27 protein-coding genes and 1 pseudogene are annotated in these 25,743 nt (G+C 73.0%); 11 read left to right on the top strand and 17 right to left on the bottom strand.

Annotated elements, in window-relative coordinates; all coding sequences use genetic code 11:
* Nucleotides 1–19: 19 nt before the first annotated feature.
* Nucleotides 20–988: a magnesium transporter CorA family protein gene (locus IEZ27_RS19770; protein WP_229824135.1), complete on the bottom strand. Its 969-nt coding sequence runs from the start codon at nt 986–988 to the stop codon at nt 20–22.
* Nucleotides 988–1,701 carry a DUF72 domain-containing protein gene (locus IEZ27_RS19765; RefSeq protein ID WP_125638762.1) on the bottom strand — a complete coding sequence of 238 codons (714 nt, stop codon included), beginning with the start codon at nt 1,699–1,701 and terminating at the stop codon, nt 988–990. Before IEZ27_RS19765 ends, IEZ27_RS19770 begins: the two co-directional genes overlap by 1 nt.
* A 71-nt stretch (nt 1,702–1,772) precedes the next feature.
* Between IEZ27_RS19765 and IEZ27_RS19760 the strand changes: the two genes are divergently transcribed.
* Nucleotides 1,773–3,026, top strand: coding sequence for a YibE/F family protein (locus IEZ27_RS19760; protein WP_189648586.1), 1,254 nt, complete (start codon nt 1,773–1,775; stop codon nt 3,024–3,026).
* Here IEZ27_RS19760 and IEZ27_RS19755 read toward each other — a convergent pair.
* The gene (locus IEZ27_RS19755; protein WP_189648585.1) at nt 2,972–3,829 is read right to left on the bottom strand and encodes an NAD(+)/NADH kinase; all 858 of its coding nucleotides are present in this window, start codon (nt 3,827–3,829) and stop codon (nt 2,972–2,974) included. The two genes, IEZ27_RS19760 and IEZ27_RS19755, sit on opposite strands and share 55 nt — an antisense overlap.
* A 79-nt stretch (nt 3,830–3,908) precedes the next feature.
* On the opposite strand from IEZ27_RS19755, the gene IEZ27_RS19750 reads away from it, so the two are divergent.
* Nucleotides 3,909–4,760, top strand: coding sequence for a DUF72 domain-containing protein (locus IEZ27_RS19750; protein ID WP_189648584.1), 852 nt, complete (start codon nt 3,909–3,911; stop codon nt 4,758–4,760).
* Between the two features lie 21 nt (nt 4,761–4,781).
* Here IEZ27_RS19750 and IEZ27_RS19745 read toward each other — a convergent pair whose 3' ends face one another.
* Nucleotides 4,782–6,053, bottom strand: coding sequence for a cytochrome P450 (locus IEZ27_RS19745; RefSeq protein ID WP_229824134.1), 1,272 nt, complete (start codon nt 6,051–6,053; stop codon nt 4,782–4,784).
* Nucleotides 6,054–6,188: 135 nt separating this feature from the next.
* On the opposite strand from IEZ27_RS19745, the gene IEZ27_RS19740 reads away from it, so the two are divergent.
* Nucleotides 6,189–7,331, top strand: a complete 1,143-nt coding sequence (locus IEZ27_RS19740; RefSeq protein ID WP_189648582.1) for a carboxylate-amine ligase — start codon at nt 6,189–6,191, stop codon at nt 7,329–7,331.
* Nucleotides 7,332–7,389: 58 nt separating this feature from the next.
* On the opposite strand, the gene IEZ27_RS19735 is transcribed toward IEZ27_RS19740, so the two are convergent.
* Entirely contained in the window at nt 7,390–8,934 is a 1,545-nt protein-coding gene (locus IEZ27_RS19735) for an NAD(P)-binding domain-containing protein (protein WP_189648581.1), read from the bottom strand.
* A complete protein-coding gene (locus tag IEZ27_RS19730) occupies nt 8,934–9,494 on the bottom strand; it encodes a carboxymuconolactone decarboxylase family protein (RefSeq protein WP_189648580.1) in 561 nt (186 codons plus the stop codon). Before IEZ27_RS19730 ends, IEZ27_RS19735 begins: the two co-directional genes overlap by 1 nt.
* A gap of 153 nt (nt 9,495–9,647) precedes the next feature.
* Between IEZ27_RS19730 and IEZ27_RS19725 the strand changes: the two genes are divergently transcribed.
* Nucleotides 9,648–10,040, top strand: coding sequence for a nuclear transport factor 2 family protein (locus IEZ27_RS19725; RefSeq protein ID WP_189648579.1), 393 nt, complete (start codon nt 9,648–9,650; stop codon nt 10,038–10,040).
* Nucleotides 10,041–10,064: 24 nt separating this feature from the next.
* Here the strand turns inward: IEZ27_RS19725 and IEZ27_RS19720 are convergent, their stop codons facing one another.
* The gene (locus IEZ27_RS19720; protein WP_229824133.1) at nt 10,065–10,580 is read right to left on the bottom strand and encodes a carboxymuconolactone decarboxylase family protein; all 516 of its coding nucleotides are present in this window, start codon (nt 10,578–10,580) and stop codon (nt 10,065–10,067) included.
* A 321-nt stretch (nt 10,581–10,901) separates the two neighbouring features.
* Here IEZ27_RS19720 and IEZ27_RS19715 point away from each other — a divergent pair, with 321 nt between their 5' ends.
* Complete coding sequence (locus IEZ27_RS19715) at nt 10,902–11,573, top strand: NADPH-dependent F420 reductase (RefSeq protein ID WP_379478677.1); 672 nt, start codon at nt 10,902–10,904, stop codon at nt 11,571–11,573.
* A 75-nt stretch (nt 11,574–11,648) separates the two neighbouring features.
* On the opposite strand, the gene IEZ27_RS55570 is transcribed toward IEZ27_RS19715, so the two are convergent.
* From IEZ27_RS55570 to IEZ27_RS19700, 4 genes and pseudogenes are all read right to left on the bottom strand, one after another.
* Nucleotides 11,649–12,638, bottom strand: coding sequence for a PP2C family protein-serine/threonine phosphatase (locus IEZ27_RS55570; RefSeq protein ID WP_407672843.1), 990 nt, complete (start codon nt 12,636–12,638; stop codon nt 11,649–11,651).
* A gap of 374 nt (nt 12,639–13,012) precedes the next feature.
* Nucleotides 13,013–13,657 (bottom strand): annotated as a pseudogene (locus tag IEZ27_RS55565) (PAS domain-containing protein); the annotation flags it as partial.
* Between the two features lie 117 nt (nt 13,658–13,774).
* Nucleotides 13,775–14,539: an SDR family NAD(P)-dependent oxidoreductase gene (locus IEZ27_RS19705; RefSeq protein ID WP_189648577.1), complete on the bottom strand. Its 765-nt coding sequence runs from the start codon at nt 14,537–14,539 to the stop codon at nt 13,775–13,777.
* Nucleotides 14,540–14,649: 110 nt separating this feature from the next.
* Nucleotides 14,650–15,096: an ATP-binding protein gene (locus IEZ27_RS19700; RefSeq protein ID WP_189648576.1), complete on the bottom strand. Its 447-nt coding sequence runs from the start codon at nt 15,094–15,096 to the stop codon at nt 14,650–14,652.
* 344 nt (nt 15,097–15,440) lie between these two features.
* Between IEZ27_RS19700 and IEZ27_RS19695 the strand changes: the two genes are divergently transcribed.
* A complete protein-coding gene (locus IEZ27_RS19695; protein WP_189648575.1) occupies nt 15,441–15,821 on the top strand; it encodes an STAS domain-containing protein in 381 nt (126 codons plus the stop codon).
* Nucleotides 15,822–15,869: 48 nt separating this feature from the next.
* Here IEZ27_RS19695 and IEZ27_RS19690 read toward each other — a convergent pair whose 3' ends face one another.
* From IEZ27_RS19690 to IEZ27_RS19675, 4 genes are all read right to left on the bottom strand, one after another.
* Nucleotides 15,870–16,262 (bottom strand): STAS domain-containing protein, encoded by a 393-nt coding sequence (locus IEZ27_RS19690; RefSeq protein WP_189648574.1) that lies wholly within the window; start codon nt 16,260–16,262, stop codon nt 15,870–15,872.
* 154 nt (nt 16,263–16,416) lie between these two features.
* On the bottom strand, nt 16,417–17,607 hold the full coding sequence (locus IEZ27_RS19685) for an alpha/beta hydrolase family protein (RefSeq protein ID WP_189648573.1): 1,191 nt from the start codon (nt 17,605–17,607) through the stop codon (nt 16,417–16,419).
* 23 nt (nt 17,608–17,630) lie between these two features.
* Complete coding sequence (locus IEZ27_RS19680) at nt 17,631–18,428, bottom strand: ABC transporter permease (RefSeq protein ID WP_189648572.1); 798 nt, start codon at nt 18,426–18,428, stop codon at nt 17,631–17,633.
* On the bottom strand, nt 18,425–19,378 hold the full coding sequence (locus IEZ27_RS19675) for an ABC transporter ATP-binding protein (RefSeq protein ID WP_189648571.1): 954 nt from the start codon (nt 19,376–19,378) through the stop codon (nt 18,425–18,427). The genes IEZ27_RS19680 and IEZ27_RS19675 overlap by 4 nt, the downstream gene beginning before the upstream one ends.
* 134 nt (nt 19,379–19,512) lie before the next feature.
* Here IEZ27_RS19675 and IEZ27_RS19670 point away from each other — a divergent pair, with 134 nt between their 5' ends.
* From IEZ27_RS19670 to IEZ27_RS19655, 4 genes are all read left to right on the top strand, one after another.
* Entirely contained in the window at nt 19,513–20,841 is a 1,329-nt protein-coding gene (locus tag IEZ27_RS19670; RefSeq protein WP_189648570.1) for a sensor histidine kinase, read from the top strand.
* A complete protein-coding gene (locus tag IEZ27_RS19665; protein ID WP_189648740.1) occupies nt 20,841–21,515 on the top strand; it encodes a response regulator in 675 nt (224 codons plus the stop codon). Before IEZ27_RS19670 ends, IEZ27_RS19665 begins: the two co-directional genes overlap by 1 nt.
* Before the next feature lie 40 nt (nt 21,516–21,555).
* Nucleotides 21,556–22,152 carry a TetR/AcrR family transcriptional regulator gene (locus tag IEZ27_RS19660; RefSeq protein ID WP_189648569.1) on the top strand — a complete coding sequence of 199 codons (597 nt, stop codon included), beginning with the start codon at nt 21,556–21,558 and terminating at the stop codon, nt 22,150–22,152.
* 121 nt (nt 22,153–22,273) lie between these two features.
* On the top strand, nt 22,274–22,636 hold the full coding sequence (locus IEZ27_RS19655; RefSeq protein ID WP_189648568.1) for a DUF1622 domain-containing protein: 363 nt from the start codon (nt 22,274–22,276) through the stop codon (nt 22,634–22,636).
* Nucleotides 22,637–22,684: 48 nt separating this feature from the next.
* Here IEZ27_RS19655 and IEZ27_RS19650 read toward each other — a convergent pair whose 3' ends face one another.
* Both IEZ27_RS19650 and IEZ27_RS19645 read right to left on the bottom strand, forming a co-directional pair.
* Nucleotides 22,685–23,440, bottom strand: coding sequence for a PASTA domain-containing protein (locus IEZ27_RS19650; protein ID WP_189648567.1), 756 nt, complete (start codon nt 23,438–23,440; stop codon nt 22,685–22,687).
* Nucleotides 23,441–23,605: 165 nt separating this feature from the next.
* The gene (locus IEZ27_RS19645) at nt 23,606–24,358 is read right to left on the bottom strand and encodes a peptidylprolyl isomerase (RefSeq protein ID WP_125638696.1); all 753 of its coding nucleotides are present in this window, start codon (nt 24,356–24,358) and stop codon (nt 23,606–23,608) included.
* 174 nt (nt 24,359–24,532) lie between these two features.
* Here IEZ27_RS19645 and IEZ27_RS19640 point away from each other — a divergent pair, with 174 nt between their 5' ends.
* Entirely contained in the window at nt 24,533–25,735 is a 1,203-nt protein-coding gene (locus tag IEZ27_RS19640) for a sensor histidine kinase (RefSeq protein WP_189648566.1), read from the top strand.
* The last annotated feature ends 8 nt before the right edge of the window (nt 25,736–25,743 follow it).

Below are 25,743 nucleotides of genomic sequence, written 5' to 3'. Positions count from 1 at the left end.
TTCTCGCGGTTCTGAGCCCTCAGAGCCAGTCCTTCTTCTTGAACACCGCGTACAGCGCCACGGACGCCACCGCCACCAGCGCCGTCGAACCCCAGAACCCCCACAGCTCCCCGGACCCGGGGTAGGGCACGTTCTGGCCGTAGAAGCCGGTGATGGCGGTCGGCACCGCGATGATGGCGGCCCAGCTCGTCACCCGTTTCATGATGTCGTTGAGGCGGAAGCCCTGCTGGGCCAGCCGGGTCTCGCGGACGTTGGCCAGCATGTCGCGGATCGCCTCGACCCACTCGGCCGCGCGCAGGACGTGGTCGTAGACGTCCTGGTAGTAGGGGGTCATCACCGGGTCGGCCACGATCTCCTGGTCGCGGCGGAGCAGGGTGCCGAGCACCTCGCGCATCGGCATCGAGATCTTGCGCAGCCTGGCGGTGTTCTTGCGCAGCACGTACATGGCGCGCTGGAGTTCCCTGCCGTCGGGCGGCGTGTCGTCGAACAGCGACTCCTCCATGGCCTCGGCCTGCCCGTCGAGGTCCTGGACCAGCTCGAACTGGCTGTCCACGACGTAGTCGAGCAGGCCGTGCAGCAGGAAGGAGACACCGTGCGAGGCCAGGCGGGAGGACGCGTCCCAGCGCCGGACCACCTCGTCGATGTCGAAGCAGGCGTTCTCGCGGACGGTCACCAGGGCGTTGGGGGTGACGAAGACGTTCACCTCGACGGGGACGAGGCGGCCCTCGTCGAGGTGGATGCCGTACACGGTGATGAACAGGTGGTTGTCGTAGACGTCCACCTTGGGGCGCTGGTGGTCGGTGAGCACGTCCTCGACGGCCAGTTCGTGCAGGCCGAGCTCCTCGCCGACCAGGTTGAGCTGCTCGGGGGTGGGCGAGCACAGGTCGAACCAGACGGTGGCCTCGGGGTCGCCGACGTGGTCGGAGACCTCCTCGACGGGGAAGCCCTCCTTTTCGAGGGCGCCGTTCCTGTAGAGACGGGTACGCACTAGGCGAGTCTGGCAAATCGCCGCGCGTCCCGCACGGCCGCTCCCCCCTGATCGTTGTTGAAGTACACGTGGACGTCGTGCCATCCGGCCTCCCGTACCCTCCTCGCCCAGCTCCTCAGCGCCGCGTCGCCGTAGGAGGGACGGGGGGCGGCCAGGCCCTCGTGCAGGCGTACGTATCCCCAGTCGGCGGTGCGCCACAGCGGCGTCAGCGGCCGGCCGAGCCGGTCGGTCCAGCACAGCGCGGCCCGCCGGGCGAGCAGCACCTCGCGCACCTCGCCGGTCCACCAGGAGTCGTGCCGGGGCTCCACCGCCACCCGTACGCCGTCGGGGAAGCAGCCGAGGCAGCGGTCCAGCCGGGCGGGGTCGGCCCGCAGCGTGGGCGGCAGTTGCAGCAGGATCGGGCCCAGCTTCTCCTTCAGCTCCCCCGCCGCCGCCATCAGCCGCGCGACCGGCTCCTCGGGCGCGGCCAGCCGCTTGATGTGGGTGAGGTACCTGCTGGCCTTGACCGCCATCACGAACCCGGCGGGCGTACGCTCCCGCCAGGCGGCGAACGTCTCGGGCGTGGGCAGGCGGTAGAAGGCGTTGTTGCTCTCGACCGTGGGGAACTCCGCCGCGTACGTCTCCAGCCACAACCGCTGCGGCACCCCGTCCGGGTAGAGCACGCCGCGCCAGTCCTTGTACTGCCACCCGGAGGTGCCCACCAGCCTCGCCACATCGGGGCTCCTACCCCGGGCCGGGTGCGTTACTGTCGCAGTCCCGGAAGCCGAGGAGGAACTTTCACGCGATGGGCGCCGACCATTTCCACGGCCACTCCCATGGTTCGGCGCCGCCTTCGCGCGGCGCGGTGCTGGCGAGCCTGGCCGTGCTGGTGCCGCTGGCGGTGGCGACGCTGGCCTGTCTGGTGTGGCTCTGGCCGTCGGGACAGGCGGGGCAGGGAACGCCCGCCGGACAGTCCGCCGGCCGGGAGGAACGGGCGGCCGAGCGCGTCGAGGGCACGATCAGCTCGATCACGCTCAGGCGCTGCCCCACCGTCCAGGAGGGGATGCCCGTGCCCGACCCGGCCACCTGCGGCAACGCGACGGTGACGGTCGGCTCGGGGCCCGACACCGGCAGGAACGTCACCCTGCGCCTGCCGGGCGGGCCGGGGGCGCAGCGGTTCGCGGTGGGCGACGACGTGTTGCTGCTGCGGGCCGGCGACGGCGCCTACCAGCTCTCCGACCACGACCGCTCGACGCCGTTGTGGCTGCTCGGGGGCGCGTTCGCGCTGGCGGTGATCGCCTTCGGCCGGTGGCGCGGGGTGACGGCGCTGGTGGGGCTGGCGGTGACGTTCGGGCTGCTGCTGACGTTCGTGATCCCGGCCGTCCTGGCGGGCGAGCCGCCCATGCTGGTGGCCGTCGTCGGCTCGGCCGCGATCATGCTGGCGGTGCTCTACCTCACCCACGGCTTCTCCCTGACCACGTCGATGGCCGTGCTCGGCACGCTGGCCAGCCTCGCGCTCACCGGGCTGCTGTCGTACGGGGCGCTCGGCCTGGCCCGGCTGAACGGCGTCACCGACGACAGCGCGCTGACCCTGGGCATGAGCCTGTCGATCGACACCCGGGGGCTGCTGCTGGCCAGCGTCATCATCGGGGCGCTCGGCGTGCTCGACGACGTCACGGTCACCCAGGCGGTCACGGTGAACGAGCTGGCCGCGGCCAACCCCTCCTACGGCTTCGCCCGCCTGTACCGGGCCGCGGGACGCATCGGGCGGGCGCACATCGCCTCGGTGATCAACACGATCATCCTGGCGTACGCGGGGGCGTCGCTGCCGCTGCTGCTGCTGTTCAGCATCGGCTCCCAGCCGCTCGGCGAGGTGCTGACCACGCCGGTCGTGGCCCAGGAGATCGTCCGCAGCGTCGTGGGCACGCTCGGGCTCATCGCCGCCGTGCCCATCACGACCGCGTTGTCGGCCCTGGTCGCCACCCGCCGGTCGCCGGGCGAGGGTCAGCCGACCTCGGCGCTGCCGTCCACGCGCAGCTTGCGGCGGGCACGTTCATAGAAGGTGGTACCGAGCCGGACCACCTTCGCCGCCCCCGGCCAGGCGGTGACCGTGACGCTGTCGCCGGAGCACAGGTGGCCGACCACCCGGCCGTCCACCTCGACGGCGAGCCTGCCGCTGGTGGGCAGCACCTCCAGCGTCACCTCCTCGTCGGCGGGCAGCACCAGCGCCCGGTTGAAGGAGGAGTGGGCGGCGGCGGGCACCACGAGGATCGCCTCCACCCGGGGCGAGACGATCGGGCCGCCGGCCGAGAAGCTGTAGGCGGTGGATCCGGTCGTGGTGGACACGATCACGGCGTCGGCCGACAGGCTCACGAACGAGCTGCCCGACGGCCTGACGGACACGGCCGCCAGCCCCTCGCCGGGGATGCGTACCAGGGCGATGTCGTTGAACGCCGTCACCGCGACCCCCGCGACCACGCTCTTGACCGCCATCCGGGGCTCGATCGTGTACTCGTGGCGGTCGATGGCCGACAACGTGCCGGCCAGCTCGTCGACGTCGATCTCGGCCAGGAACCCGAGCTTGCCCAGGTTGACCCCCAGGATGGGCGTGGGCCGGCCGGCCAGCAGCCGCATGGTGCGCAGCATCGTGCCGTCGCCGCCGAGCCCGACCAGCAGGTCGGCCCGCTCGACGAGGGCGACGGCGTCGACCGGTACGGCGCTGCAGTCGATGCGCCCGACCTCCTCGGGCAGGCCGAGCACCGTGGCGCCCTTGTCCGCGGCCCACCGCAGGATGGTGTCGATCGCCTTCTTGGAGTCGCGCTGGGGATGCAACACCAGCCCGACCGTCCCGACCATGCCCATACGAACAGCCTAAACGGTACGGTTCCAGGACATCGGAGGCGGGCTCCGGCGGTGCGGCGGCTCCGCTAACGTCGGGGGCATGCGGCTTCATGTGGGATGCGCGATGTGGACGCACACACCGTGGAACGGACGTTTCCTGCCCCATCCGCTCCCGCCGGGAGAGCGCCTGCGCGCCTACTCGACCTGGTGCGACGCGGTCGAGGGCAACACCACGTTCTACGCGACCCCTGCCCGCGCCACGGTGGAGTCGTGGGCCCGGCAGATCGACCCCGACTTCCGTTTCGTGGTCAAGCTGCCCAAGTCCATCACCCACCACCACCGGCTGACCGGCGCCGAGCACGACCTCCACACCTTCCTCGACGCCATCGAGCCGCTCGGGCCGCGGGCGCACGCCCTGTGGGTGCAGTTACCGTCCTCCTTCGGGCCCGCCGACGTCGGCACGCTGGCCGCCTTCCTGCGCCGCCTTCCCAGCTCCCACCGCTACGCCGTGGAGGTGCGCCACCGCGCCTTCTTCGACGAGGCGCGCCCGGCCGCGCTGCTGGAACGGGTGCTGGGCGCCGCCGGGGCCGAGTGGGTGCCGTTCGACACGGTGACGCTGTTCCGCAGCCCGCCGACCAGCGACGCCGAGCGCGACGCCTGGACGAAGAAGCCGCGGGTGCCGCGCCGTACCCGCGCGCTCACCGGCCATCCGATCGTGCGCTACCTGGGCCGCGACTCCGTCGAGGCCACGGTGGAAGGCTGGCGGGAGTGGGTCGCCACGGTGGCGGGCTGGCTGCGCGAGGGCCGTTCGCCGACCGTGTTCATCCACACGCCCGACAACGCCGACGCGCTGACGCTGGCCCGCCGCTTCCACGACGAGGTACGCGCCCGGGTGCCCGAGTTGCGGCCGCTGCCCGAGCCGATGCCCGCCGAGCCCCCGACCCTGTTCTGAGCCCCGTTGCGACCGGTGGGCTCACTCCCGCGCCGGCCGGTCGCGCAGGGTGTAGCGGATCGGCAGTTGCTTGAGCCCGCCCACGAACGTGGTCGCGACCCAGGCGGGGTCGCCGTCGAGCTCGACGTTCTCCAGCCGGGGCACCAGCTCGGCGAACAGGGCCCGGATCTCCATGCGGGCGAGCGCGGCCCCGAGGCAGAAGTGCACCCCCGACCCGAAGGCCATGTGCCGGTTGGGGTCGCGGCCCGCGTCGAACCGGAACGGCTCGGCGAACACCTCCTCGTCCCGGTTGGCCGACGGGTACGACAACAACACCGACTCGCCCTCCCCGACCGGCGTGCCGCGTACGTGCGTGTCGGCGGCGGCGGTGCGCATGAACTCCTTGACCGGGCTCACCCAGCGGATCATCTCCTCGGCCGCCAGGGGCAGCAGTCCGGGGTCGCGGCGCAGCCGCCGCAGCTCGCCGGGGTGCCTGATGAGCGCCTCCAGGCCGCCGGCGATGGTGGAGCTGGTGGTGTCGTGCCCGGCGGTGGCGATGATGACGTAGTAGGAGGCGGCGTCGAGGTCGCTCAGCGGGCGGCCGTCCACGCGGGCGTTGGCGATCTCCGAGGCGAGGTCGCCGGTGGGCCTGGCGCGGCGGGCGGCGGTCAGCTCGCGGAAGTAGGCCAGCAGGTCGGCCAGCACCGCGGTGTGGTCGGCGGCGGTGCCGCCGCGGCGCTTGTCGTCGTCGTCCTGGCCGAACAGCTCCTGGGTGAGCCGCAACATGCGCGGGAAGTCCGACTCGGGCAGGCCGAGCAGCGACAGGATGACGTAGAGCGGGTAATGGACAGCGACCTGGCGGGCGAAGTCGCAGGCGCCGCCGTGGGCGGCCATGCCGTCGACGTAGCGGCGGGCCAGGTCGCGCACACGTACCTCAAGGGCGCGCATGGCCCGGGGGCGGAACCAGTCGGCGGCGACGGCGCGCACGACGCGGTGCTCGGGGTCGTCCATGTGGACGAGCGTCTTCAGTCCGGTGCCGCGCGCCCGCTGCTCGGCCAGGCGGGCGTCGATCTCGGCGCTCCTCAGCACCGGACGCGGTGCGCTCAGCCACAACGCGTTGTTCCGCTCGATCTCCAGTACGTCGGCGTGCCGGGTGACGGCCCAGAAGGGGTTGTAGCCGGGCACCTCCACGCGGTGCACGGGCGACTCGCGGCGCAACAACGCCAGGGCCTCGTGGAGCCGGGTCTCGTCGGTGTACGCGGCGGGCGTGGCGAACACGTGCCCCGCCTCCTCGACGGACAGGGTCGCGGTCACGGGCGGGCCCTCCTCTCGATGCGGCGGTACGGCCACGAGAGCCATTCCCCCGGGGCGAGCACGCCATTCGGCCCTCCGGTCGCGCCTCGAACGGGCAAGATCGGGTGAAGCGTACCCGGACCGAGTGGAGTGGACATGACGGCGACCGCCGAGTCGTTACGGCAGGCCCTCAGGGAGGCGACCGCGCGCCTGATGGGCGTCGAGGAGGAGTACCTGGTCGTCGATCCGGTCACCCGCGCGGTGGCGCCGCGGGCGGCGGCCGTCGTCGGACGCGCCGCGGCCTCCCTGGGCGAGCGGGTCTGCACGGAGATCACGCAGTTCCAGGTGGAGGCCAAGACGACCCCGTGCGCGAGCCGGGCCGAGCTGGACGCGGAGCTGCGGCGCATGCGCGAGGTCGTGGCCGCCGCCGCGCGCGAGGAGGGCCTGGCCGTGGTCGCCTCCGGCACGCCGGTCATCGGGGACGTCGTCCCGCCGCCCATCACCGAGCACCCCCGGTACGGGGTGGGCATCGAGAACTACCGCGCCCTCCACGACGAGCAGGCCATCTGCGCCGGCCACGTGCACATCCACGTGCCGGACCGGGAGCAGGCCGTGCTGGTCTGCAACCATGTGCGTCCGTGGCTGCCGGTGCTGCTCGCGCTCATGGCCAACTCGCCCTTCTGGTCCGGCCGCGACACCGGCTACGCGGGCTGGCGCATCCTGGCCTGGAGCAAGTGGCCGGTGGCCGGGCCGCCGCCGTACTTCGGCTCGCTGGAGCACTTCGAGCGTACGGTCGCGGCGCTCACGGCCAGTGGCGCGCTGGTCGATCCCGGGACGCTCTTCTGGGACGTGCGCCCGTCGGCCCGGCTGCCCACGGTGGAGGTGCGCGTGGGCGACGTGCCGGCCTCGACACGGGAGTCGGTGTTCCTCGCGCTGGTGGTGCGGGCGCTGGTCACGGTGTCGCTGCGCAAGGTGGAGGACGGTGATCCGGGGCCCGAGCCGCCGGCGGAGCTGCTGCGCGTGGCCTACTGGCGGGCCGCCAGGGACGGGCTCGGCGGGTTCGGCGTCGATCCGTTCACGGGTGCGCCGCGGCCGGTCGCCGAGCTGGTGGAGGAGCTGCTCGACCACGTCGGGCCCGCGCTGGCCGCCGCCGGCGACCTGGAGGCGGCCGACACGGGGTGGCGGCTGCTGCGCGAGGGCGGGAGCGGCGCCGACCGCCAACGAGCCGCGCACGCCCGGCGCGGCGCGCTCACCGACGTGGTCGACGACCTCGCCGCCCGCTTCACCTCCAACGACTGAAGCCGGACGTCGTCGCGCGCTTCTCTACGACTGAAGCCGGACGTCGTCGCGCGCTTCTCTACGGCTGAAGCCGGGCTGCCAGGAAGGCGCGCAGGGGGTCGGCGTGGCGGGCCGGGTGGCGCCAGCGGGCCTGGAGGTCTTCCAGGAGGTGCTGCTCGGCGACCTGCTCCCCGTGCCGCCAGGCCCGGATGACGGGATGCAGGAAGGCGCACTCGTCGGCCCGCTCGGGGGTGGGGTGGCGCTGGATGGCGAACACGTCGCCGCGGTCGCGGGGCCCCCAGCGCAGGGTCAGCGTGAGGCACAACTCCTCGCCGGCGAACCGCTCGCGGGCGTGGTCCTCCGGCAGGTCCTCATAGTGCCGTACGACGCCGCCGGGCCCGACGACGTAGGCGTCGCACAGGTACTCGAACTGCGTCCACAACGCCGAGCTGTGGTTGACCCGGTCGAGCATGGACTCCGTCAGCGCCCCGGCCTCGGCCGGCAGCTCGCGTACGGGCAGCGGCCTGCCCTCGTAGCGTTCGAGGAGCAGGGCGGTCAGGGAGCGCAGGTTGTAGCGGAAGCCGTCGATGAACGCCGAGGAGGCCCGTTTGAAGTCGCGGGCCTGCATCAGGGTGCCGGCGAAGTAGAGGCCGTCGACGTCGGCCGACTGGAAGTCGGGGCGGATCGCCGGCATCCGGCCGCCGGGGGCCAGGGCCGGGCGGCAGGAGTCGCCGAACAGGCCGGTGTCCATGGTGAAGCCCGTGCAGCGCAGGACCGCGTCGTAGTCCAGCAGCGCCCGCTCGCCGTCGGCCAGCGTGTACGTGATCGCGGCCTTGATCCCGCCGTCCTCGCGCCACAGGCGGTCCACCGTGCACTCCAGGACGCCGTGCAGGGTCTTGAACCAGTAGCTGTCCAGGAAGGCGCCGTACTGGCCGCGTACGTGGCCGGGGTGCTTGCTGGTCCAGGCCAGCCGTACGGGGCTGGGGCTGGCGAGGTGGATGACCGCGGCGTGCGGGAGCAGCGCCTGCGCGGTCTCGAACGCCGAGTTGCCCTTGCCGATGATGAGGACGCGCTGGTCGGCGAAGTCCTCGCCGGCGACGGAGACGTCCTCGTAGCCGGTGGCCAGCTCGATGCCCGGGATGTCGGGGATGTGAGGGCCGCCCCAACCGGTCGCCACGATCAGGCAGTCGGCGCGGAACACCTGGTCCCCGGCGTGGACGGCGAAGCGGCCGCCCTCCTCCTTCTCCACGCGCTCGACGGCCGTGGAGTAGCGCACGCGCAGCCCGTGGACGCGCTGGAAGTCGGCCAGGTAGCGGACCAGGCTGTCGGCGTGCGGGAAGTACTCCTGCGAGTAGTGCGGGAACATCACGTCGGGCTCGTCGTTGAGCAGGGAGTTCCAGTCCCAGCGGAGCTGGATCTCCCGGTCCTTCTCGCCGGTGTGCACCTTGTTCAGCGAGATGAGCCGCCGGTGGCGCGGGTAACGGCGGAAGAAGCCGCCGGGCGCGTCCTCGCGTTCCAGCGTGACGTAGTCGACCCCGGCTCGTTGCAGGAAGTAGCTGAGCTGCAGGCCGGCGGGGCCGGCGCCGATGATCAGGAACCGGTGTTCGTGTTCCTCCGCCGCCATCAGCCCTGCTGTCCCGGCGCCGGTGGGACGGTCGTGTAGCCGTGGGCGAGGATGCGCTGGGCGGCCAGGTCGTAGCCGGCCGGGTCGTCGGGCGCGTACGTGCCCAGGCCGTCGACGTACCGGTTGAACATGCAGAACGCGGCCGCGATCAGCACGGTGTGGTGCAGTTCCCGGTCGGTGGCCCCCTCCGCCCTGGCCGCGGCCACGAGCTTGTCGGTGACGTCCCTGCCGCTGCGCTGCACGGCCGCGGCGATGGCGAGCAGGGCCCTGAGCTTGGGCGACACGGGCGCCGCGTCGGGGTCGGCGCGGACCTGGTCCACCAGCGCCATGCCCTCGGGCAGTTGCGCGGCGGCGAACGCGGCGTGCGAGGCCGTGCAGAACCGGCACTCGTTGAGCCCCGACACGTAGGCCGCGATCAGCTCCCGCTCGCCACGGGACAGCGTGCTGTCCCCGCGGAGAAGGACCTCGGCCAGCGCGTTCATCGGCGCGGCCGTCTCCGGGCTGAACTGGAAAAGTCCGCGGATCCCTGGCTCGTCGGAATCGAGGGCAATATGGGGCATGCACGCTCCCAGCGATGCGGTTTTCTCCTAGTCTGCACACTCCCGCAAATTGCGCAAGATCCCGTTAAATGCGCCTCCTTCTTGTCTTCCCGCAACTGATCCGCGTAATGTCACGGACGCCACTTAAACCCCGTTTGTGACTGGGCGGTCGTCATGGATGAGCATCCCCACATCACCGTTGCCAGCAACACCTACGACGCCATTGCCAAGGGCGACCTGGAGGACCTTGGCCGGCTGCTCGCCGACGACGTGGTCTTCCACGTCCCCGGCCGCGGCCCGATGGCCCGCGACTACTCCGGCAAGGACGCGGTCCTCGGCTACCTGGCCGAGCTGCTGAAGGCCACCACCGGCACACTGCGCCTGGAGCCGGAGTCCTACCTCGTCGGCGACGACCAGGTCGCCGCGGTCCTGCGGATCCGGGGCGAGCGGGACGGCCGCACGCTCGACGACCGCGGCATGCAGCTCTTCAGGATCGCCGACGGGAAGATCAGCGAGCGCTGGAGCTTCCCGCTCGACCCCTACTCGGTGGACGAGTTCTTCGGCTGACCGTCCGGCGCCGGACGGGGCCGCTCAGCCGGCCTCGTCCAGTGCCTCGTCGTTCCACACCTTGACGTATCCGCTGGTCAGGCGGGCTCTGTCGGCGTAGTGGCCGGGGTCGTCGGTGGCCAGCGTGGCCAGGCCGTCCACGTACCGGTTGTACATGCAGAAGGCCGCGGCGATCAGCACCGTGTCGTGGATCTCCAGGTCCGTGGCGCCCTCGGCCCTGGCCGCGCGCACGTGCTCGTCACCGACCTCGCGTCCGCCGCGCTGAACCGCCGCGGCGATGGCGAGCAGGGCCTTGAGCTTGCCGGACAGGGGGGCCGTGCCCGGATCGGCGCAGGTCTGGTCGACCAGCGTCATGCCGTCCGGCACGCGTACGGCGGCGAAGGCCGCGTGGGTGTGGAAGCAGAACCGGCACCGGTTCAGCGACGACACGTACGCGGCGATCAGTTCGCGCTCGCCGCGGGACAGCGGGCTGTCCCCGCACAGCAGCACCTCGGAGAGCAGGGTCAGCGGTTCGGCCGCCTCCGGGCGATAGCGGAACAACCCCCGGATACCAGGCTCATCGGATATCAGCTGAATATGCGAACGCTTCCCGCCCGCGTGATTGACGAATTCACGCCGGTCCCCGTCGCGTGAGACCGTTTGCACCCCTGAATTTCCCATTCGGCCCTCCAACGTCCGTTTGCCTGCCTATGGGAACCAGTGTGCGGGTTCACCGCGCGGAGAATCCGGCCGGGAACGACCAGGAAGTTGCGTACCGGTGACCACTTGATGCCATCCGCGGCCCCGGCGCGCCGACAGCACCCTCGACCAGCGATAACGGACAGTGAGGATATCCTGGCTTACGGTAGCTGAAGCGGCACGATCCGGGGGCGGAGCATGAAGATCGGCATCATCGGCGCAGGGAACATCGGAGGCACGCTCACCCGGCGCCTGGCGGAGCTGGGGCACCAGGTGGCGGTGGCCAACTCGCGGGGCCCGCAGACGCTCGCCGGCCTGGCCGCCGAGACCGGCGCGACGCCCGTGACCGTCGAGGAGGCGCCCCAGGGCGCCGACCTGGTCGTCGTCACGATCCCGCAGGGCAAGGTGCCCCAGCTGCCCGACGACCTGTTCGGCGACGTCACCGAGGGCGTGACCGTCGTGGACACCGGCAACTACTACCCCCAGCGCGACGGCAGGATCGACGAGATCGAGGCCGGCATGCCGGAGAGCCGGTGGGTCGAGCAGCAGCTCGGGCATCCGGTGGTGAAGGCGTTCAACAACATCTACGCCGACCATCTCGGCAACGCGGGCCGCCCGTCCGGCGCGCCGGGGCGCATCGCCCTGCCCGTGGCCGCCGACGACGAGCGCGGCAAGAAGATCGTGATGGGGCTGGTCGACGCGCTCGGCTTCGACCCGGTCGACGCCGGCGGCCTGGACGAGTCCTGGCGGCAGCAGCCGGGCTCGCCCGTCTACACCACCGACAAGGACGCGGAAGGCGTCAGGGAGGCCCTCGGCCAGGCCCGGCAGGAACGCACGTCGGAATGGCGGGCCTGAAGGGCGAGCCTCAGGGCCGGTTCTCAGGGCCGGTCCTCAGTGCCGGTTCCCAAGGCAGGTCCTCAGGGCCGGTTCTCAGGGCTGGGTGGTGCGCAGGAGCAGCACGGCGATGTCGTCGGCGCGGTGCTCGACGGCCGCCACGGGGCCGATCATCGACTCCGCCAGGTCGGTGAGCGGCCGCCGCGGTGACGGGGCGAACCCGGCGGCCAGGTCGCCGATCGCCTCGCCGATGTCATGCCCGGGAATCTCGATGAGCCCGTCGGTGTAGAGGGCCAGCACCGAGCCGGGCGGCAGCGCGACCTGGGCGGTGACGTACTCGGTGTGCGGGTCGACGCCCAGCAGCAGGCCGGGCGCGGAGGCCACCATCCGGGCGGGCTCCCCCGGCCGGCGCAGCAGCGCCGGCGGGTGGCCCGCGCTGGCCACGCAGGCCATGCCCCGGGCCAGGTCGATGCTGATGTACAGGCAGCTCGTGAACCGGTCCGGGGCCAGCTCGGTCAGCAGGCGGTTGGTGTGCGCGAGCACCTCGCCGGGGTTGGCGCCCGCGGTGGCGTGCGCGTGGATGGCGGTACGCACCTGGCCCATGAGCGCGGCGGCGGTGACGTCGTGCCCCTGTACGTCGCCGATCACGGCGGCGGCCACCGTCTCCTCCAGGCGGATGAGGTCGTAGAAGTCGCCGCCGATGTCCATGCCGGGCGTGGCGGGCAGGTAGCGGGCGACCACCTCCAGCCCGGGGATGCCGGGCAGCGTGCGCGGCAGCAGGCTCGACTGCAACGACTGCGCGAACTGGTGCTTGATGTCGTAGAGGCGGGCACGTTCGAACGCCTGGGCGATGAGGCCGCCGAGGGCCGTCAGGCTCGCCCGCTCGTCGGCGGTGAAGCGGTGGGGACGGTCGTAGGCCAGGATGCACATCCCGGCCGTCCGCCCGCCGGCGGTCAGCGGCAGGAACGCCCAGGCGGACATGCCGTCCGAGCGGATCGCGTCCGGGTAGGTCTCGCGCAGCTCGGCCCAGTCGCCGAAGAAGGCCGGCGCCCCGGCGGCCAGGGGGTGGGTGGGCGGCAGGCGCATGAGGGGCCGGCCGTCGTAGTCCTCGATCGCCTTCTTGCTGTATCCGCGCGAGGCGGCCACGCACATGCGGCCGCCCTGGAGGTGAGGATGGCCAGGGCCTGTACGTGGTAGGCGGGCATCACGTGGTCGGCGACGAGGTTGATCACCTCCTGGGCGGTGACGGCCCGCGCGAGGGTGGTGGCCAGGTGCAGCATCTCGTGCAGCGCGACCAGTCGCGGCGGCCGGTCGGCGGCGGCGAGCCGGTCCGGCATGACCGGGCGGGGGTCGCGGGCCATCGTGCTCGGCGTGACGCGTACGGTCACACCGGCGATGCCCGGATAGAGGTGGAAGGCCAGCCACTGGCCGCCCGGATTGCGGGTGGTGAAGTAGGTGACCTGCTGGCCGACCACGGCGGCGCGGTAGCGGTCCTCGTAGGCGGGATCGGCCAGCCAGGGCAGCGCGTCCCACGGCCGCTTGCCGATCAGCTCCCCGGCGTCGGCCTGCAGCAGGTCGGCCGCCGGGGCGGTGAGCAGGACGAGCCGGCCCTCGACGTCGAGCATGCAGTAGCCCTCCGGCAGCCGGTTGAGGCCGGCCAGCAGGAGGTCGTCGCCGACGGGCGGCTCCCTGGTCAGCACCCGCGGCTGGTGCCCCGGCGGCACCGGCCGGTTCCCCCGGGGGACGATCTCCGCCAGGTCTTCGCAGGTGGCGGTGAGGACGTCGAGCTGATGGCCGGCGGGCCGGCGGGCCGGGGCCGGTGGCCAGAGCAGCATGAGGGCCCCTCGTACCTCGCCCCCGTGGTCGATGAGGGGCGCGGCGGCCATGGCGAACCCGTACGGGAAGGCGAGCGCCACGAGCGGGAACTCGCGGGCCATGGCCTCCCGGTCGGGCAGCCACACCAGCCGCCGCTGCCGCACCGCCATGGCGATCGGCGACTGGTCGGTCGTCCTGATCAGGACCCACGAGCGCGAGAAGGGCTCGGGGAGCCCCGCCTCGGCCTCCATCATCAGCACGCGCCCCTCCTCGGCCAGGAGAAAGAGCACGCACACGTGCGCCCGCGCGGTGACGGCCGCGCCGAGCAGCAGCCTGTCCACGCGGGCGGCGCCGTCCGCGTGGCCGGGAGGTGGCGGCGGATGGCCCGGTGGTCGGATCGCCGGTGGTCAGACCAGCGGGCCGAGGTAGGTGCCGCCCGAGACGTCGATGGTCTGGCCGGTCACCCACCGCGCCCGCGGACCGGCCAGGAACCCGACCACGTCGGCGACGTCCTCGGGCTCGCCGAGCCGGCCGAGCGCGGTCATGGACTCCAGCCCGGCGACCACCTCGGGGATGGAGGTGTAGCCCGCCGTCATGTCGGTGCGTACGGCGCCGGGCGCGACGGTGTTCACGGTGATGCCACGCCGGCCCAGCTCGTTGGCCAGCGTCGGGGCCATCGACTCCAGCGCCGCCTTGCTGATCGTGTAGCCGATCTGCGTGGTGACCGCGAACCGGCTGGCCGTCGAGCCCATGTTGATGATGCGGCCGCCGTCGTTCAGCAGCGGCAGCGCGCGCTGGACCACGAAGAACGGCGTGGTGACGTTGATCGACATCACCCGTTCGAACTCCTCCTGCGTCAGGTGCGCGACCGGGCTGGTCGAGGCGATGCCCGCGTTGTTGACCAGGATGTCCAGCCCGCGTCCGGCCAGTCCGGTGGTCAGGCCCTCGAACAGCCGGTCCACCGCGCCGTCCGTGCCGAACCTGGCCCGCACCGCGAACGCCTGGCCGCCGCCGTCCTCGATCAGGGCAACGGTCCGCTTGGCCGCCTCGTCGTCGCCGCCGTAGTGGACGGCCACCAGCGCCCCCTCAGCGGCCAGCCGCAGCGCCACCGCGCGGCCGATCCCCCGCGAGCCACCCGTCACCAGCGCCGTCCTGCCGTTCAGCATGCTCATTGTTCCGCTCCCCACCTGTGTGGCCTCTGCTCCGCGGTCGCGGAGACGGGTCAACAGTGGCGGGGGCCGCTCACCGTGCTCTCACCGGCGGCTCACCGCCCGTGGGGACGCTAGCTGACCGCGGGTGAGGAGTCGCCGCCCTCCCAGGGGCGCAGATGGGCGGCCAGGGGCAGGCGCATGCTCAGCCGCAGCCTGCTGCCTCCCTGCGGATGGTCGAGGCCGACCTCGTCGCACAGGTGGTGGATCAGCCACAGGCCGAGTTGCCGCGCCGAGGCCGAGGGACGGGTGAGGCGGGCGTCGGCCAGGTGTTCGGGCCTCAGGCGACCGGCGGTGTCGCAGACCTCGACCGTCAGGACGGCGGCGTCGGTGTAGGCGGTGACCGTGCCGCGGGCGCCGCCGTGCTCCAGGACGTTCGCGGCGGCCTCGTTGACGGCGAGCACCAGATGGTCGAGCCGCGTGCCGGACAGGCCCGCGTGGCGGGCGTAGACGCGGACCAGGTCCCGGGTCAGCGCCAGATTGTTGGTGATGGTGCACCGCAGGTGGAAGGGTACGTGCATGCGCTGCCCCTACCTCGTACGGGGACGACGGCCGCGTAAAGCGCGCCAGCCGGGGCAGGGGGTAAGGCGACCGAGTAAACGAGCCGAGCCGGGCGCGCAGTGGGCGCACCCGATCAGATCACCGGCGGCCCCTGCCGCGGTGGCCCGACCGGTGCCCGGCGGGGAAGGTTGATCACCCGACATCTGTGTCTCCCCTCTGCCCGATGTGCCGACGCTGGACGGAAGCGCGGCGCGCCGGGCGCTCTTGTTTTCCGGCGATCTGTCAGGGACGCCCGTGCCCTCCCATGACCGGTACGCGGCGTGGCTCGGCTCTGCCCTGAGACGACCGCATTGGTGTGAGAAACATGACCGACCGAACCGGCGGCCCTGCCGATGTGCTGCCCATGGTGCACCCCTTCGGCCTGCGCGTACGCGGCGAGCTCGACCGCCATGGACGCCCCGCGCTGGCCCGGGCGCTGGCCTGGGCGTCACGCATCGGCGAGGCCGACATCCATCTGGACCTGTCCGAGCTTACCTTCATCGACGCCGGCGGGCTGCGGCTGATCATCGGGACGGCAACCGACCTGCCGCCGCCCCGCAGGCTGGTGCTCCAGCACGCCCCGGCCTCCGTGCGCGAACTGCTCGCGCTGCTCGGATGGCGTCTGGGCCCCGGCCATCACCTGTATCCGGTGGCCGGCGAGTCACATCCGCACGGGCCCGACCCGGCGCCCTCGCCACCGTCCTGACGGCCCGCCCGGACGGCCCCTGACGGGTCCTGACGGGTCCTGATGGGGTCAGCACGGCCAGCCGCGTGGCCTGGCCTTGGTCCTGGTCACGGCCCGGTCTGCGGGCCGGCCGGTGGCGTCGGCCGGGTCGGCGTCCGGCGGGAACAGGTGTGTCAGCCGGGTGAGGGTGAGCAGCCGCGCCAGCGGCCCGTGCACACCCACCAGGCGGACCGTGCCGCCGCGCCGCTCGGCCTGCCGCCGGCCCACGACGAGGGCCCACAGGCCGCACGAGTCGCAGAAGTCCAGGTCGGTGACGTCGATCACGACCTTGGGACGGTCCGCCTCCAGGAGCCTCGCGAGGGTCCGGTCCAGCTGCATCCTGGTCACGCGGTCGAGCTCGCCGTCGAGGTGCACGACGTGACAGCCCGGCAGACGTTGGACGTTGATCGCTAACTCTGTCATGAGGGGATTCCAGAGCTCGGCGCCGCCCTGCCCACGTCCGGCACATCGACGGCGAAATCGGACATCGCCCGTCCCTACCCCGCGACGACGCCCTTGTTCCTCCGTACGTCCGGGGTAAGCACGATGTGACCCCGCGGCGACATCTGGCGGTCGCTCAGGACCGGGGAGCGTGGAAGGCGATCTCGGGGTTGTCCGGCGTGGGCCCGTCGAGCAGCGGCCGCCTGCGGTCCTTGAGCTGCCGGTCGAAGAAGGCGGCGAGGTAGAGGCGGGTGAGCCCCAGGGATCGCCCCGGCGTCAGCAAACCCTCCCCCTGCTTGCCGAGTGCCTCCTGGATGACGGACAGATCGGTGAAGCTCCCGTGGTTCGTCCGGTCCATGGTCAGCCAGCGTTTCCAGCCGGTCATCCCGGACCAGCCCCGGTCCCACGTGTCGTCCTTGCCAGGGACGTGGTCGGCCTTGCTGCCCAGCAACAGGAACGGACGGTCGAGCGTGACCTCCGGGTGGAAGGTGCCGTCCAGGTTCGCCCCCGCGCGTACGCGGCGGTCGGCGGCCATCGCGGCGGCGGCGGCGTCCCCGCCGAGGCTGTGGCCGGCCATGCCGATCCGGCGGGGGTCGATCAGGCGGGACTTCTTCCAGGCCGGGTGGCGGCCGGTCAGCTCGTCGATGACGAAGGAGACGTCCTTGGCGCGGCTGCGGGTGATGGTCGCCTGCCCGCCTTCCGGCGGTTTGGGCTGGTCGCACAGCGGGGCGCAGGTGATGGTCCGGCCGTCGGGGAAGGTCGTCCCGGAGGACTCGTAGGCGTGGTCGACCAGGGCGACGACGTAGCCGCGGCTGGCCAGGTCCTCGGCCAGGAACGTGAGGCTGGCGCGGGGCAGGCCGAAACCGGGCGAGAGCACGATCAGCGGGAAGCGGCCCCGGCCGGCGGGGGCGTCCTCGCGGGCGTGCGTACGGATGGTGCTGACCAGCTCGGGCGGGACGCCGGCGCCGGGGGCCTTGCGCTGGAGCAGGGAGGCGGCCTCCGCGGTGGTCATGTAGGGGGCGGGGGCGCCGGTGGCCGAGCGGGCGGGGTAGTACATCGAGACCATCAGGCGGCGCGGGCCGCTCTCGGGCACCCAGGGGTCGGTGCGGGTCTTGTCGACCAGGTACAGGACGTCGCGCCCGACCGGCGCCGCGCCGGTCGGGCGGGGCAGCTCCAGCCGCCCGGCCGCCGGGCGCCCGGTGGCGGAGGCGACGGGCGCCGGGGTGGCGGCGGCCGTGCTGGCGCCGGCCGTGGTGCAGGCGGGGATGGTCAGGGCGAGGCAGGCCGCCGTCAGCGGGACGGCGAGCAGGCGGGTGCGCTTGGTCATGGAGGTTCCTCTCATCGGTACGGTCACACGTCGCGGCGGCGTACGGCGACCAGGGTCAGGACGGCGGCGGCCAGCGGCCACGACGCGAACACCGCCCACGAGCCGGCCACCGTGGGCAGCGCCGGATCCTCGCGCAGTACCGGCAGGCCCAGGCACGTACGCCAGACGTAGAAGGGGACCAGGGCGTACAGGTCGTTGAGCCACTGGTGGACGGTCGGGCGGAAGAACGTCGGCACGACGACCAGCACCGCGCAGACGGTGACGACGGCGGCTGCGGTGTGCCGTACCAGGGCGCCGACGCCCATGCCGACCAGGGCCGACACCGGCGCGAGCAGTGCGTTGGCGGCCACGACCCGCAACACCGCCGGGTCGCCCACGGCAACGGTCACGCCGCGGCCCGCCAGGATGGCCTGGCTGACGCCGAAGGCGGCGGCCGAGACCAGCGCGCCGGCCGCGAGCATGACGGCGCCCACCACGGTCAGCCGCGCCGCCACGACACGATGGCGGGCCGGGACGGCGATGAAGGTGGTGCGGATCAGGCCGGTGGCGTACTCGCCGACGATCGTCAGCGCGCCCACGCTGCCCGCGCCGATCATGAGCATGGTGCCGGTCAGGCCGCTGAACGCCTCGGTCAGCGGGGTGATCCTGGCCCTGTCCATCGGGGGGAGGGCGGGCCAGGCGTTGTAGTCCTCCAGGCTGCGCTGGACGGCGACGGCCACGATCGCCAGCGTGCCCAGGACGAGCAGCCGGGAGGTCGAGCGGAGGGACCAGAGCTTGATCCATTCGGCGGCCAGCAGGTCGCGGAACCGGGCGCGCGTCATCCCGCCTCCCCCGTCGATGCGCCGGCGCGCACACCTTCCGCGTCTTCCGGAGTGGCGCGGTAGTCGGCGTGGGCCGTGGTCAGGCGCATGAACGCCTGCTCCAGCGAGCCCGTGCGCGGCGCGAGTTCCCGGAGCTGGATGTGCCGTTCATGGGCGAGCCGGCCCACGTGGGCGGCGCTCAGCCCGGTGACGGTGAGCGCGTCGCCGCCGTCCCGCCGTACGGCCGCGCCCTCCTGGGTGAGGACGGCGGCCAGCTCGGCGGGGTCGGCCGTACGCACCGAGACGGACGCGCCGCCGCCCCGCGCCGCGAACTCGGCCAGGCTCTCGTCGGCGATCAGCTCACCGCGCCCGATGACGACGAGCCGGTCGGCCGTGTGCTCCATCTCGCTCATCAGGTGGCTGGAGACCAGCACGGTACGCCCCTCCCCGGCCAGCCGCCGGAACAGCCCGCGCACCCACCGCACGCCCTCCGGGTCCAGCCCGTTGACCGGCTCGTCGAACAGCAACACCGGCGGATCCCCCAGCAGCGCGGCGGCGATGCCCAGCCGTTGCCGCATGCCCAGGGAGAACCCGCCGACGCGGCGCCGGGCCGCCTCCTCCAGCCCCACCTCCGCCAGCACCTCGCCCACCCGTCCGCGCGGCAGCCCGTTGCCGGCGGCCAGCGCGGACAGGTGCGCCCGGGCGGTGCGCCCGGGGTGGGCGTCGCCGGCGTCGAGCAGCGCGCCGACGTGCCGCAGCCCGGCGCCGTGACGTGCGAAGGGGACGCCGCCGACGGTGGCGCTGCCGCTGGTGGGACGGTTCAGGCCGAGGATCATGCGCATCGTGGTGCTCTTGCCGGCGCCGTTCGGGCCGAGGAAGCCGGTGACGTGGCCGGGCCGTACCGTGAACGTCAGGCCGTTCACGGCGGTCACGTCGCCGTAGCGTTTGGTCAGTGCGTTGACTTCGATCACCCGTCCAACGCTGCCGTGGCGGGGGCGGGCGGCACATCTGGCCGCGGGCCCGTTTCCGGCGCGGCGGGGTGGCCCGCGGGCATAGGCCCGCAGGCCGATGCCCGCCGCGAGCGGCCTTGACTACGATCTGCGGAATGCGCCACGAAACGCCCGAACCGCCCCTGACGCAGCGGCTGCCGCGCGGGGTACGGACCGCGCTGGCCTGGTGCGCCGTCGCCGCGGGCCTCCCGCTGCTGTACGCCGCCACGATGGCCGACGGCGAGCCCCTGCTGCCGGTGGTCGGGGCGCACGCGGCGTTCGCCGTCGCCATGGCGGTCCCCCTGGTGTGGGCCAGGCGGCGGCCGGTCGGGGTGCTGGCGGTGCTGCTGGCCGAGACGGTCGCGGCCGTGGCGCTGGGCCAGCCGCACGAGCGGGTCTGGCCCCTCCTCCCGGCCGCCGACCTCGTCCTCTGCCTGCTCACCACCACCCGAACCCGCCTGACCAGACCTCCTGGAACGGCCGCCGTGCGGACGGCGCGTACCCGCCTGGCCGAGGCCACCAGGACGGCACCCGCCGGTCTGGTCGCGGCGGTGGTGACGCTGGTCGTCCAGGAGGCCGCCTGGACCGCTGCCCTGCTGTCCCAGGGCCTGCGCGTCCTCGCGCCGGGGTTCCTCGCGGTGTCGGTGCTGCTCGGCCTGGGCGTACTGGCCGCCTGGACCGCGGGCACGGCCCTGCGCCAGCGGCGCGAGTACGGCGCCGCGCTGCGCGCCCACGACGCCCGGCAGGCCGTCACCGCCGAACGGCTGCGCATCTCCCGCGACCTGCACGACACGGTCGCCCATAGCATCGGCGTCATCGCCATCCAGGCGGGGGCGGGCGCCCGGGTGATCGGGAGCCGTCCCGAGCAGGCGCGCGAGGCGCTGACCGCGATCGAGGAGACCAGCAGGCAGACCCTCCGAGGACTACGCGACATGCTGGGCCTCCTTCGCGAACCACCTCCTGCCGACGACCCCGGACCGGGGGCCGCCGGGCCAGGAGCGGCAGTGCTCCTGACCGGACTGGGGGACCTGGACGGGCCGGGGGACCCGGACGGGCTCGGGGATCTGGACCGGATGGCCGGGACGGTCAGGGCGGCCGGTGTCGGGGTGGAGGTGCTGCGCCTGGGCCGTCCGCGCCCGCTGCCCGCCACCGTGGACCGGTGCGCGTTCCGCATCGTCCAGGAGTCGCTGACCAACGTCGTACGCCACGCGGGCGCCCGCCACTGCCGGGTCGTCCTCGACTACGGCGACGCGGACCTGCGCATCGAGGTGACGGACGACGGCACCCCCACCGTCACCGGCACCACCGGGTACGGGATCACCGGCATGCGGGAGCGGGCCGCGCTGCTGGACGGCGGCCTCACCGCCGGACCACGTCCCGAGGGCGGGTTCCGTGTCGCCGCCACGCTCCCCCTCCCCCTCCCCGCCGAGCGACTGGAGGCATGATGACCGTCCGTGTGCTGCTCGCCGACGACCAGCCGCTCATCCGCGCCGGCCTCCGCATGGTCGTCGAGGGCACGCCCGGCGTCGAGATCGCCGGCGAGGCCGGTACGGGCGCCCAGGCGGTCCGGCTCGTCCGGGAACTGCGCCCCGACGTCGTGGTCATGGACATCCGCATGCCCGGCATGGACGGCATCGAGGCCACCCAGGCCATCACGGCCGAGTCCGCGGGCACCCGGGTGATCATGCTGACCACCTTCGACGACGACGCCAACGTCTACGCCTCCTTGCGGGCCGGGGCCAGCGGGTTCCTGGTCAAGGACATGGCGCTGGAGGACATCCTGACCGCCGTACACGTCGTGGCGGCGGGCGACGCGCTGATCGCGCCCAGCGTCACCCGCCGTCTCATCGCCGACTTCGCGGGGTCGGCCCGTTCGGCCGGGGCCGGTCCTCCGCCGCGCGAGCCGACCGGCGTGACCGTACGCGAGCGTGAGGTCCTGACGCTGGTCGGCGGCGGCCTGTCGAACGCCGAGATCGCCGCCGAACTGCACATCAGCCCCGGCACCGCCAAGGCCCACGTGGCGAGCCTGCTCGCCAAGCTGTCCGCCCGCGACCGGGTCCAGCTCGTCATCGCCGCCTACGACGCCGGCCTGGTCTCACCACGCGCCACGAACGGCTGATCGCGCGCGCGGGAGCTCTCGCCGACGTATAGTCAGTTGGGTGACTGACTCAACGAGGACACGGGCCCGGGGGGCCGACAAGCGGCGCAGGCTGATGGCCGCCGCCGCCCAGGTCCTGCACGAGCAGGGCGTGGAGCGGACGACCATCGCCGACATCGCCGAGGCCGCCGGCGTGCCCGTGGGGAACGTGTACTACTACTTCAAGACCAAGGACGAACTGGTCCTGGCCGCGTTGTCCGAGCACGCCGGGCACCTCGCCGAGCTGACGGCCGAGCTCGACCGGCTGCCCGACCCGCGGGCCCGCCTCAAGGCCATGGTCGAGGCGTGGGTGAGCCGGCGCGACGTCGCCGCCCGCTACGGCTGCCCCACCGGCACCCTCGCCGTCGAGCTCGACAAGCGCGCCGAGGGCGGCCTCGACGTCGAGGCGGGCCGGGTCGTCCGGCTGCTCCTCGACTGGTCCGAACGCCAGTTCCGCGAACTCGGCCTGCCGGACGCCGACGACCTCGCGCTCACCTTCGTGGGCGCGTACCAGGGGATGTCGTTGCTGGCCAGCGCCCTGCGCGAGCCGGAGATCATGAGCCGCCAGGGAGCCCGCCTGACCCGCTGGCTCGACTCCCTCGGCGACGCCCCCGCCTGAGGCCGGTACGAGGGGTCCCCCCGAGGGCCTGGGCAAAGAGCCCGGCCGGTCCGGCGTGTCGGGGATGCGCGCCAGGGCGGCTGCGCCGATCCTTGCTGAAGGCGGGGCAAAGAGGGTGCTCATGGACTTTGCGCGGATCGTGGAGGCGGTCGGCCAGGCGGTCGATCTCGTGGGCGTGGCGATCATCGTGCTCGGCGCGCTGACGGCCACCGTGCTCTTCGTGCAGCGGCTGCGCGAGGGCGGAACGCCGCAGGAGGCCTACCGCTCGTACCGGCAGGGGCTCGGGCGGGCGATCCTGCTGGGGCTGGAACTCCTGGTGGCCGGGGACATCATCCGTACCGTGGCGGTCGCGCCGACGTTCACCAGCGTCGGCGTGCTCGCCCTCATCGTGCTCGTACGGACCTTCCTCAGCTTCTCGCTGGAGGTCGAGCTGGGGAACCGCCTGCCCTGGCAGGCGCGGCGCGGCGGCGACGTCACGGGCTGAGCCCGCGCCGCCCGGAGGCCGGAACACCCCGGGCGGCGCGGGCCGGGGTCACTTGAGCACGCAGGGCCGTCCGCTCGCGTCCCTGCCGCTGGACTCCCTGAGGTTCACCGCCGAGCCGCGCGGCACGGTCGCCCCCGCGCCGGGGCTGCTGAACAGCACAGTCCCGAAGACGTCGACGCAGGTGTTGTCGAACGTGACCGAGCCCACCGTCAGGCCGGCGCCGGCGATGGCGCTCCGCGCGCCGCTGTCGCTGAAGCCCCGGACGTCCGGCACGGAGGTGAGGCCGCACTGCACCCGGAACAGCTCCCACGACCGAGCCTGGGTCGCGTCGCTGTGCACCACGTCGGTGGTCCGGTTGCCGCCGCCCACGGCGGTCAGGAAGTGGCCGTCGATCGTCTGGATCGTGTATCCGTCGCCGCCCTGGCGCACCAGCTCGAACTTCTCCCACGCCTGCAGGACCGTGGCGTCGGAGTGGATGACGTCGGTCGTACGGCCCCCGCCGCCCACGGCGGTGAGGAAATGGCCGGTCGCCGTCTTGATGCCGACGTGCACGCCGTCGCCGGCGTCCACGAGTGTGAACCGCTCCCACGAGCGGGCCACGGTGGCGTCGCTGTGGATCACGTCAGTCGTACGGCCTCCGCCGCCCACCGCCGTCAGGTAGTTGTTGGTGTCGACCGTCTGGATCGTGCAGGTGGTGGGGGTGATGAAGGGCGTCGTCGCCGAGGCGGGCCCGCTCAGCCCCGCCGTTCCCGCGGTGGCCAGCACCAGCCCCGCCACCGCGCCTAAGGCTCGTCCGAGGTTCATGCATCTCTCCCTGCTCCTGGCTCCCGGTCGGAGCCCTCACCTCTGAGGCCGTTCCAAACCGTGCCGCCCCGTTCCACCGGCGGCGGAACGGGGCGGCAGCCGCGAGCAGGCGCCGTGAGCAGGGGGCGTGAGCAGGGGGCGTGAGCGGAGGGCTGGGCGCAGCGCCTATCTGCGGCAGACCTTGGCGTCCCGGATGTCGACCGGCAGGACGGGCTTGCCGTCCAGGGGCGGCGTGGGGCCGTCGGGCTCCGGCTGGATGCCTCCGGCGGCGATACGGTCGAGCGCGGCGAGCCCGGAGGCGTCCACCGTGCCGAAGACCGTGTAGTTGGGCGGCAGGCCGGAATCACCATAGACCAGGAAGAACTGGCTGCCGTTGGTGTCGGGCCCGGCGTTCGCCATGGCCAGCACGCCGCGCGCGTACGTCTTGCGCGTACCGGTCGGGTCGCCCGGCCACGGCGGCAGGTCGGTGGGCAGTTCGTCCTTGTACCGGTAGCCCGGCCCGCCCTCGCCGGTGAAGCTGGGGTCGCCGCACTGCAGCACCTTCAGCCGGTCGTACGCGGTGAGCCGGTGGCAGGACGTGACGTCGTAGAAGCGGTGGCGGATCAGGTGCACGAAGCTCTGCACCGTACACGGCGCCTTGGCCGCGTCGAGGGCGAGCCCGATGTCGCCGTGGTTGGTCCTGAGCACCGCCGAGACCGGGCGGGTGGGGGTGCGGCGCGGGTCCGGCGGCAACGGCACCTTGCGCACGGCCGGGTCGTCGGGGGTCTCGGTGTACGCGCACGGCCCCTTGGTGGTCCTCGGCGGCCGTTCCAGGGCCGTCGCGGAGGCCGGCATCGCGACGGCCGCGACCAGCGCGCCCGTCGTGACGGCGGATAACGCGGCGCGGGCCGCGAGTCGTACCAACGCTCTGCCGGACATCGTGTCCTCCACTGCGTGATGATCGCCGGGCTTCCTGTGGTCTAGTCGATCTGACCGGCCCAGTCAAGACCGAGGGCCGCACGACTCCGGCGCCGCCGTTCTGCAACTTCCGCGGCAGTCGAAGTCCAACCCCGGGTTGATGCGCCGGGGACGCCGCCGGGGTTAGCGTGACGGGTGCACTTCACCGCCTCATCCCTCGTCCGGCGGGTATTCGCGGTTCACCCCCTGCTGCTCGACGGCGCCCTGGCCCTGACCCTGGTCGTCGGCACCTGGCTGTGGGAGGAGTTCGAACCGGGCCGGGGCCGCCCCGGCGACGCCCTGTCGATGGTCCTGACCCTGCTGGTCAACGCGCCTCTGGCGCTGCGCAGGATGGCGCCGGTGGCCGTCCTGATGGTCTCGGTGGGCACGTCGCTGGTCTACCACGCGCTGGGCTACCACCTCGGGCTCAACAGCATCGGCCCGCTGGTGGCCCTCTACTCGGTGGCCGCCCACCGGTCGTGGGTGTGGTGCGCGATCGGCGCGGCGCTGGTCGTCACCGAATGGACCTACGCCTCCAGCCAGCAGCCGGGCATCGCCGTTTGGTCGGCCACGGCGCAGTCGCTGGTGGTGGGGGCCTGGGCGGTGGGGGCCGGCACCAGCGTACGACTGCTGTCGGAGCGTACCGGGCAGTTGGCCGACCTCGCCGCGCAACTCCACCGGGAGCAGGACGCGGCCGCCCATCGGGCCGTCACCCGCGAACGGGTGCGCATCGCCCGTGAGCTGCACGACGTCGTCGCACACCACATGTCGGTCATCTCCGTACAGGCCGGGCTTGGCCGCTACGTGGCGCTGACCGACCCGACCACTGCGCACGCCACGCTCGGCGTCATCGCCGACACCAGCCACGAGGCCCTGACCGAGATGCGCCGCATGTTGTCGATCCTGCGCATCGAGGCCCACGACGACGACGAGGGCCTCTACGCCACCACCCCCGGCCTGCTCGGCCTCGACCCGCTCGTCGAACGCATGCGCGGCGCCGGCCTGGCCACCGAGGTCACCGTCGAGGGCCGGGCCAGGCCGCTGCCACCCGGCCTCGACCTGTGCGCCTACCGCATCGTCCAGGAATCACTCACGAACGTGCTCAAACACGCCACCCCCGGCCGCGTCGACATCCACATCGGCTACGGCGCCAACACGCTGACCTTACGCGTCAGCAACGACGGCACGACCGCCGACGGGCACCACCCCGGCCCGGCGGGCCACGGGTTGATCGGCATGACTGAACGTGTCAGGCTCTACCAGGGTTCGATCACCGCCGGGCCGCTGCCGCAAGGCGGGTTCGAGGTGCTGGCGACCTTCCCGCTCTCCTCACCCGCCGAGGATGATCGGCCGCCGTGACGACCGTG

It is taken from the genome of Nonomuraea spiralis (genome assembly GCF_014648435.1).
Taxonomy (GTDB): Bacteria; Actinomycetota; Actinomycetes; order Streptosporangiales; family Streptosporangiaceae; genus Nonomuraea; species Nonomuraea spiralis.
The sequence above is the reverse complement of the archived record's forward strand: the minus strand, read 5'-3'. Positions and strand labels throughout refer to the sequence as shown.

Coding starts and splice junctions, on each gene's coding strand:
- IEZ27_RS19760 (WP_189648586.1), top strand. CDS start 1,773: ATGGGCGCCGACCATTTCCACGGCCACTCCCATGGTTCGGCGCCGCCT.
- IEZ27_RS19755 (WP_189648585.1), bottom strand. CDS start 3,829: ATGGGCATGGTCGGGACGGTCGGGCTGGTGTTGCATCCCCAGCGCGAC.
- IEZ27_RS19750 (WP_189648584.1), top strand. CDS start 3,909: ATGCGGCTTCATGTGGGATGCGCGATGTGGACGCACACACCGTGGAAC.
- IEZ27_RS19740 (WP_189648582.1), top strand. CDS start 6,189: ATGACGGCGACCGCCGAGTCGTTACGGCAGGCCCTCAGGGAGGCGACC.
- IEZ27_RS19735 (WP_189648581.1), bottom strand. CDS start 8,934: ATGGCGGCGGAGGAACACGAACACCGGTTCCTGATCATCGGCGCCGGC.
- IEZ27_RS19730 (WP_189648580.1), bottom strand. CDS start 9,494: ATGCCCCATATTGCCCTCGATTCCGACGAGCCAGGGATCCGCGGACTT.
- IEZ27_RS19725 (WP_189648579.1), top strand. CDS start 9,648: ATGGATGAGCATCCCCACATCACCGTTGCCAGCAACACCTACGACGCC.
- IEZ27_RS55570 (WP_407672843.1), bottom strand. CDS start 12,638: ATGCGCCTGCCGCCCACCCACCCCCTGGCCGCCGGGGCGCCGGCCTTC.
- IEZ27_RS19705 (WP_189648577.1), bottom strand. CDS start 14,539: ATGAGCATGCTGAACGGCAGGACGGCGCTGGTGACGGGTGGCTCGCGG.
- IEZ27_RS19700 (WP_189648576.1), bottom strand. CDS start 15,096: ATGCACGTACCCTTCCACCTGCGGTGCACCATCACCAACAATCTGGCG.
- IEZ27_RS19695 (WP_189648575.1), top strand. CDS start 15,441: ATGACCGACCGAACCGGCGGCCCTGCCGATGTGCTGCCCATGGTGCAC.
- IEZ27_RS19690 (WP_189648574.1), bottom strand. CDS start 16,262: ATGACAGAGTTAGCGATCAACGTCCAACGTCTGCCGGGCTGTCACGTC.
- IEZ27_RS19685 (WP_189648573.1), bottom strand. CDS start 17,607: ATGACCAAGCGCACCCGCCTGCTCGCCGTCCCGCTGACGGCGGCCTGC.
- IEZ27_RS19680 (WP_189648572.1), bottom strand. CDS start 18,428: ATGACGCGCGCCCGGTTCCGCGACCTGCTGGCCGCCGAATGGATCAAG.
- IEZ27_RS19670 (WP_189648570.1), top strand. CDS start 19,513: ATGCGCCACGAAACGCCCGAACCGCCCCTGACGCAGCGGCTGCCGCGC.
- IEZ27_RS19665 (WP_189648740.1), top strand. CDS start 20,841: ATGACCGTCCGTGTGCTGCTCGCCGACGACCAGCCGCTCATCCGCGCC.
- IEZ27_RS19655 (WP_189648568.1), top strand. CDS start 22,274: ATGGACTTTGCGCGGATCGTGGAGGCGGTCGGCCAGGCGGTCGATCTC.
- IEZ27_RS19650 (WP_189648567.1), bottom strand. CDS start 23,440: ATGAACCTCGGACGAGCCTTAGGCGCGGTGGCGGGGCTGGTGCTGGCC.
- IEZ27_RS19645 (WP_125638696.1), bottom strand. CDS start 24,358: ATGTCCGGCAGAGCGTTGGTACGACTCGCGGCCCGCGCCGCGTTATCC.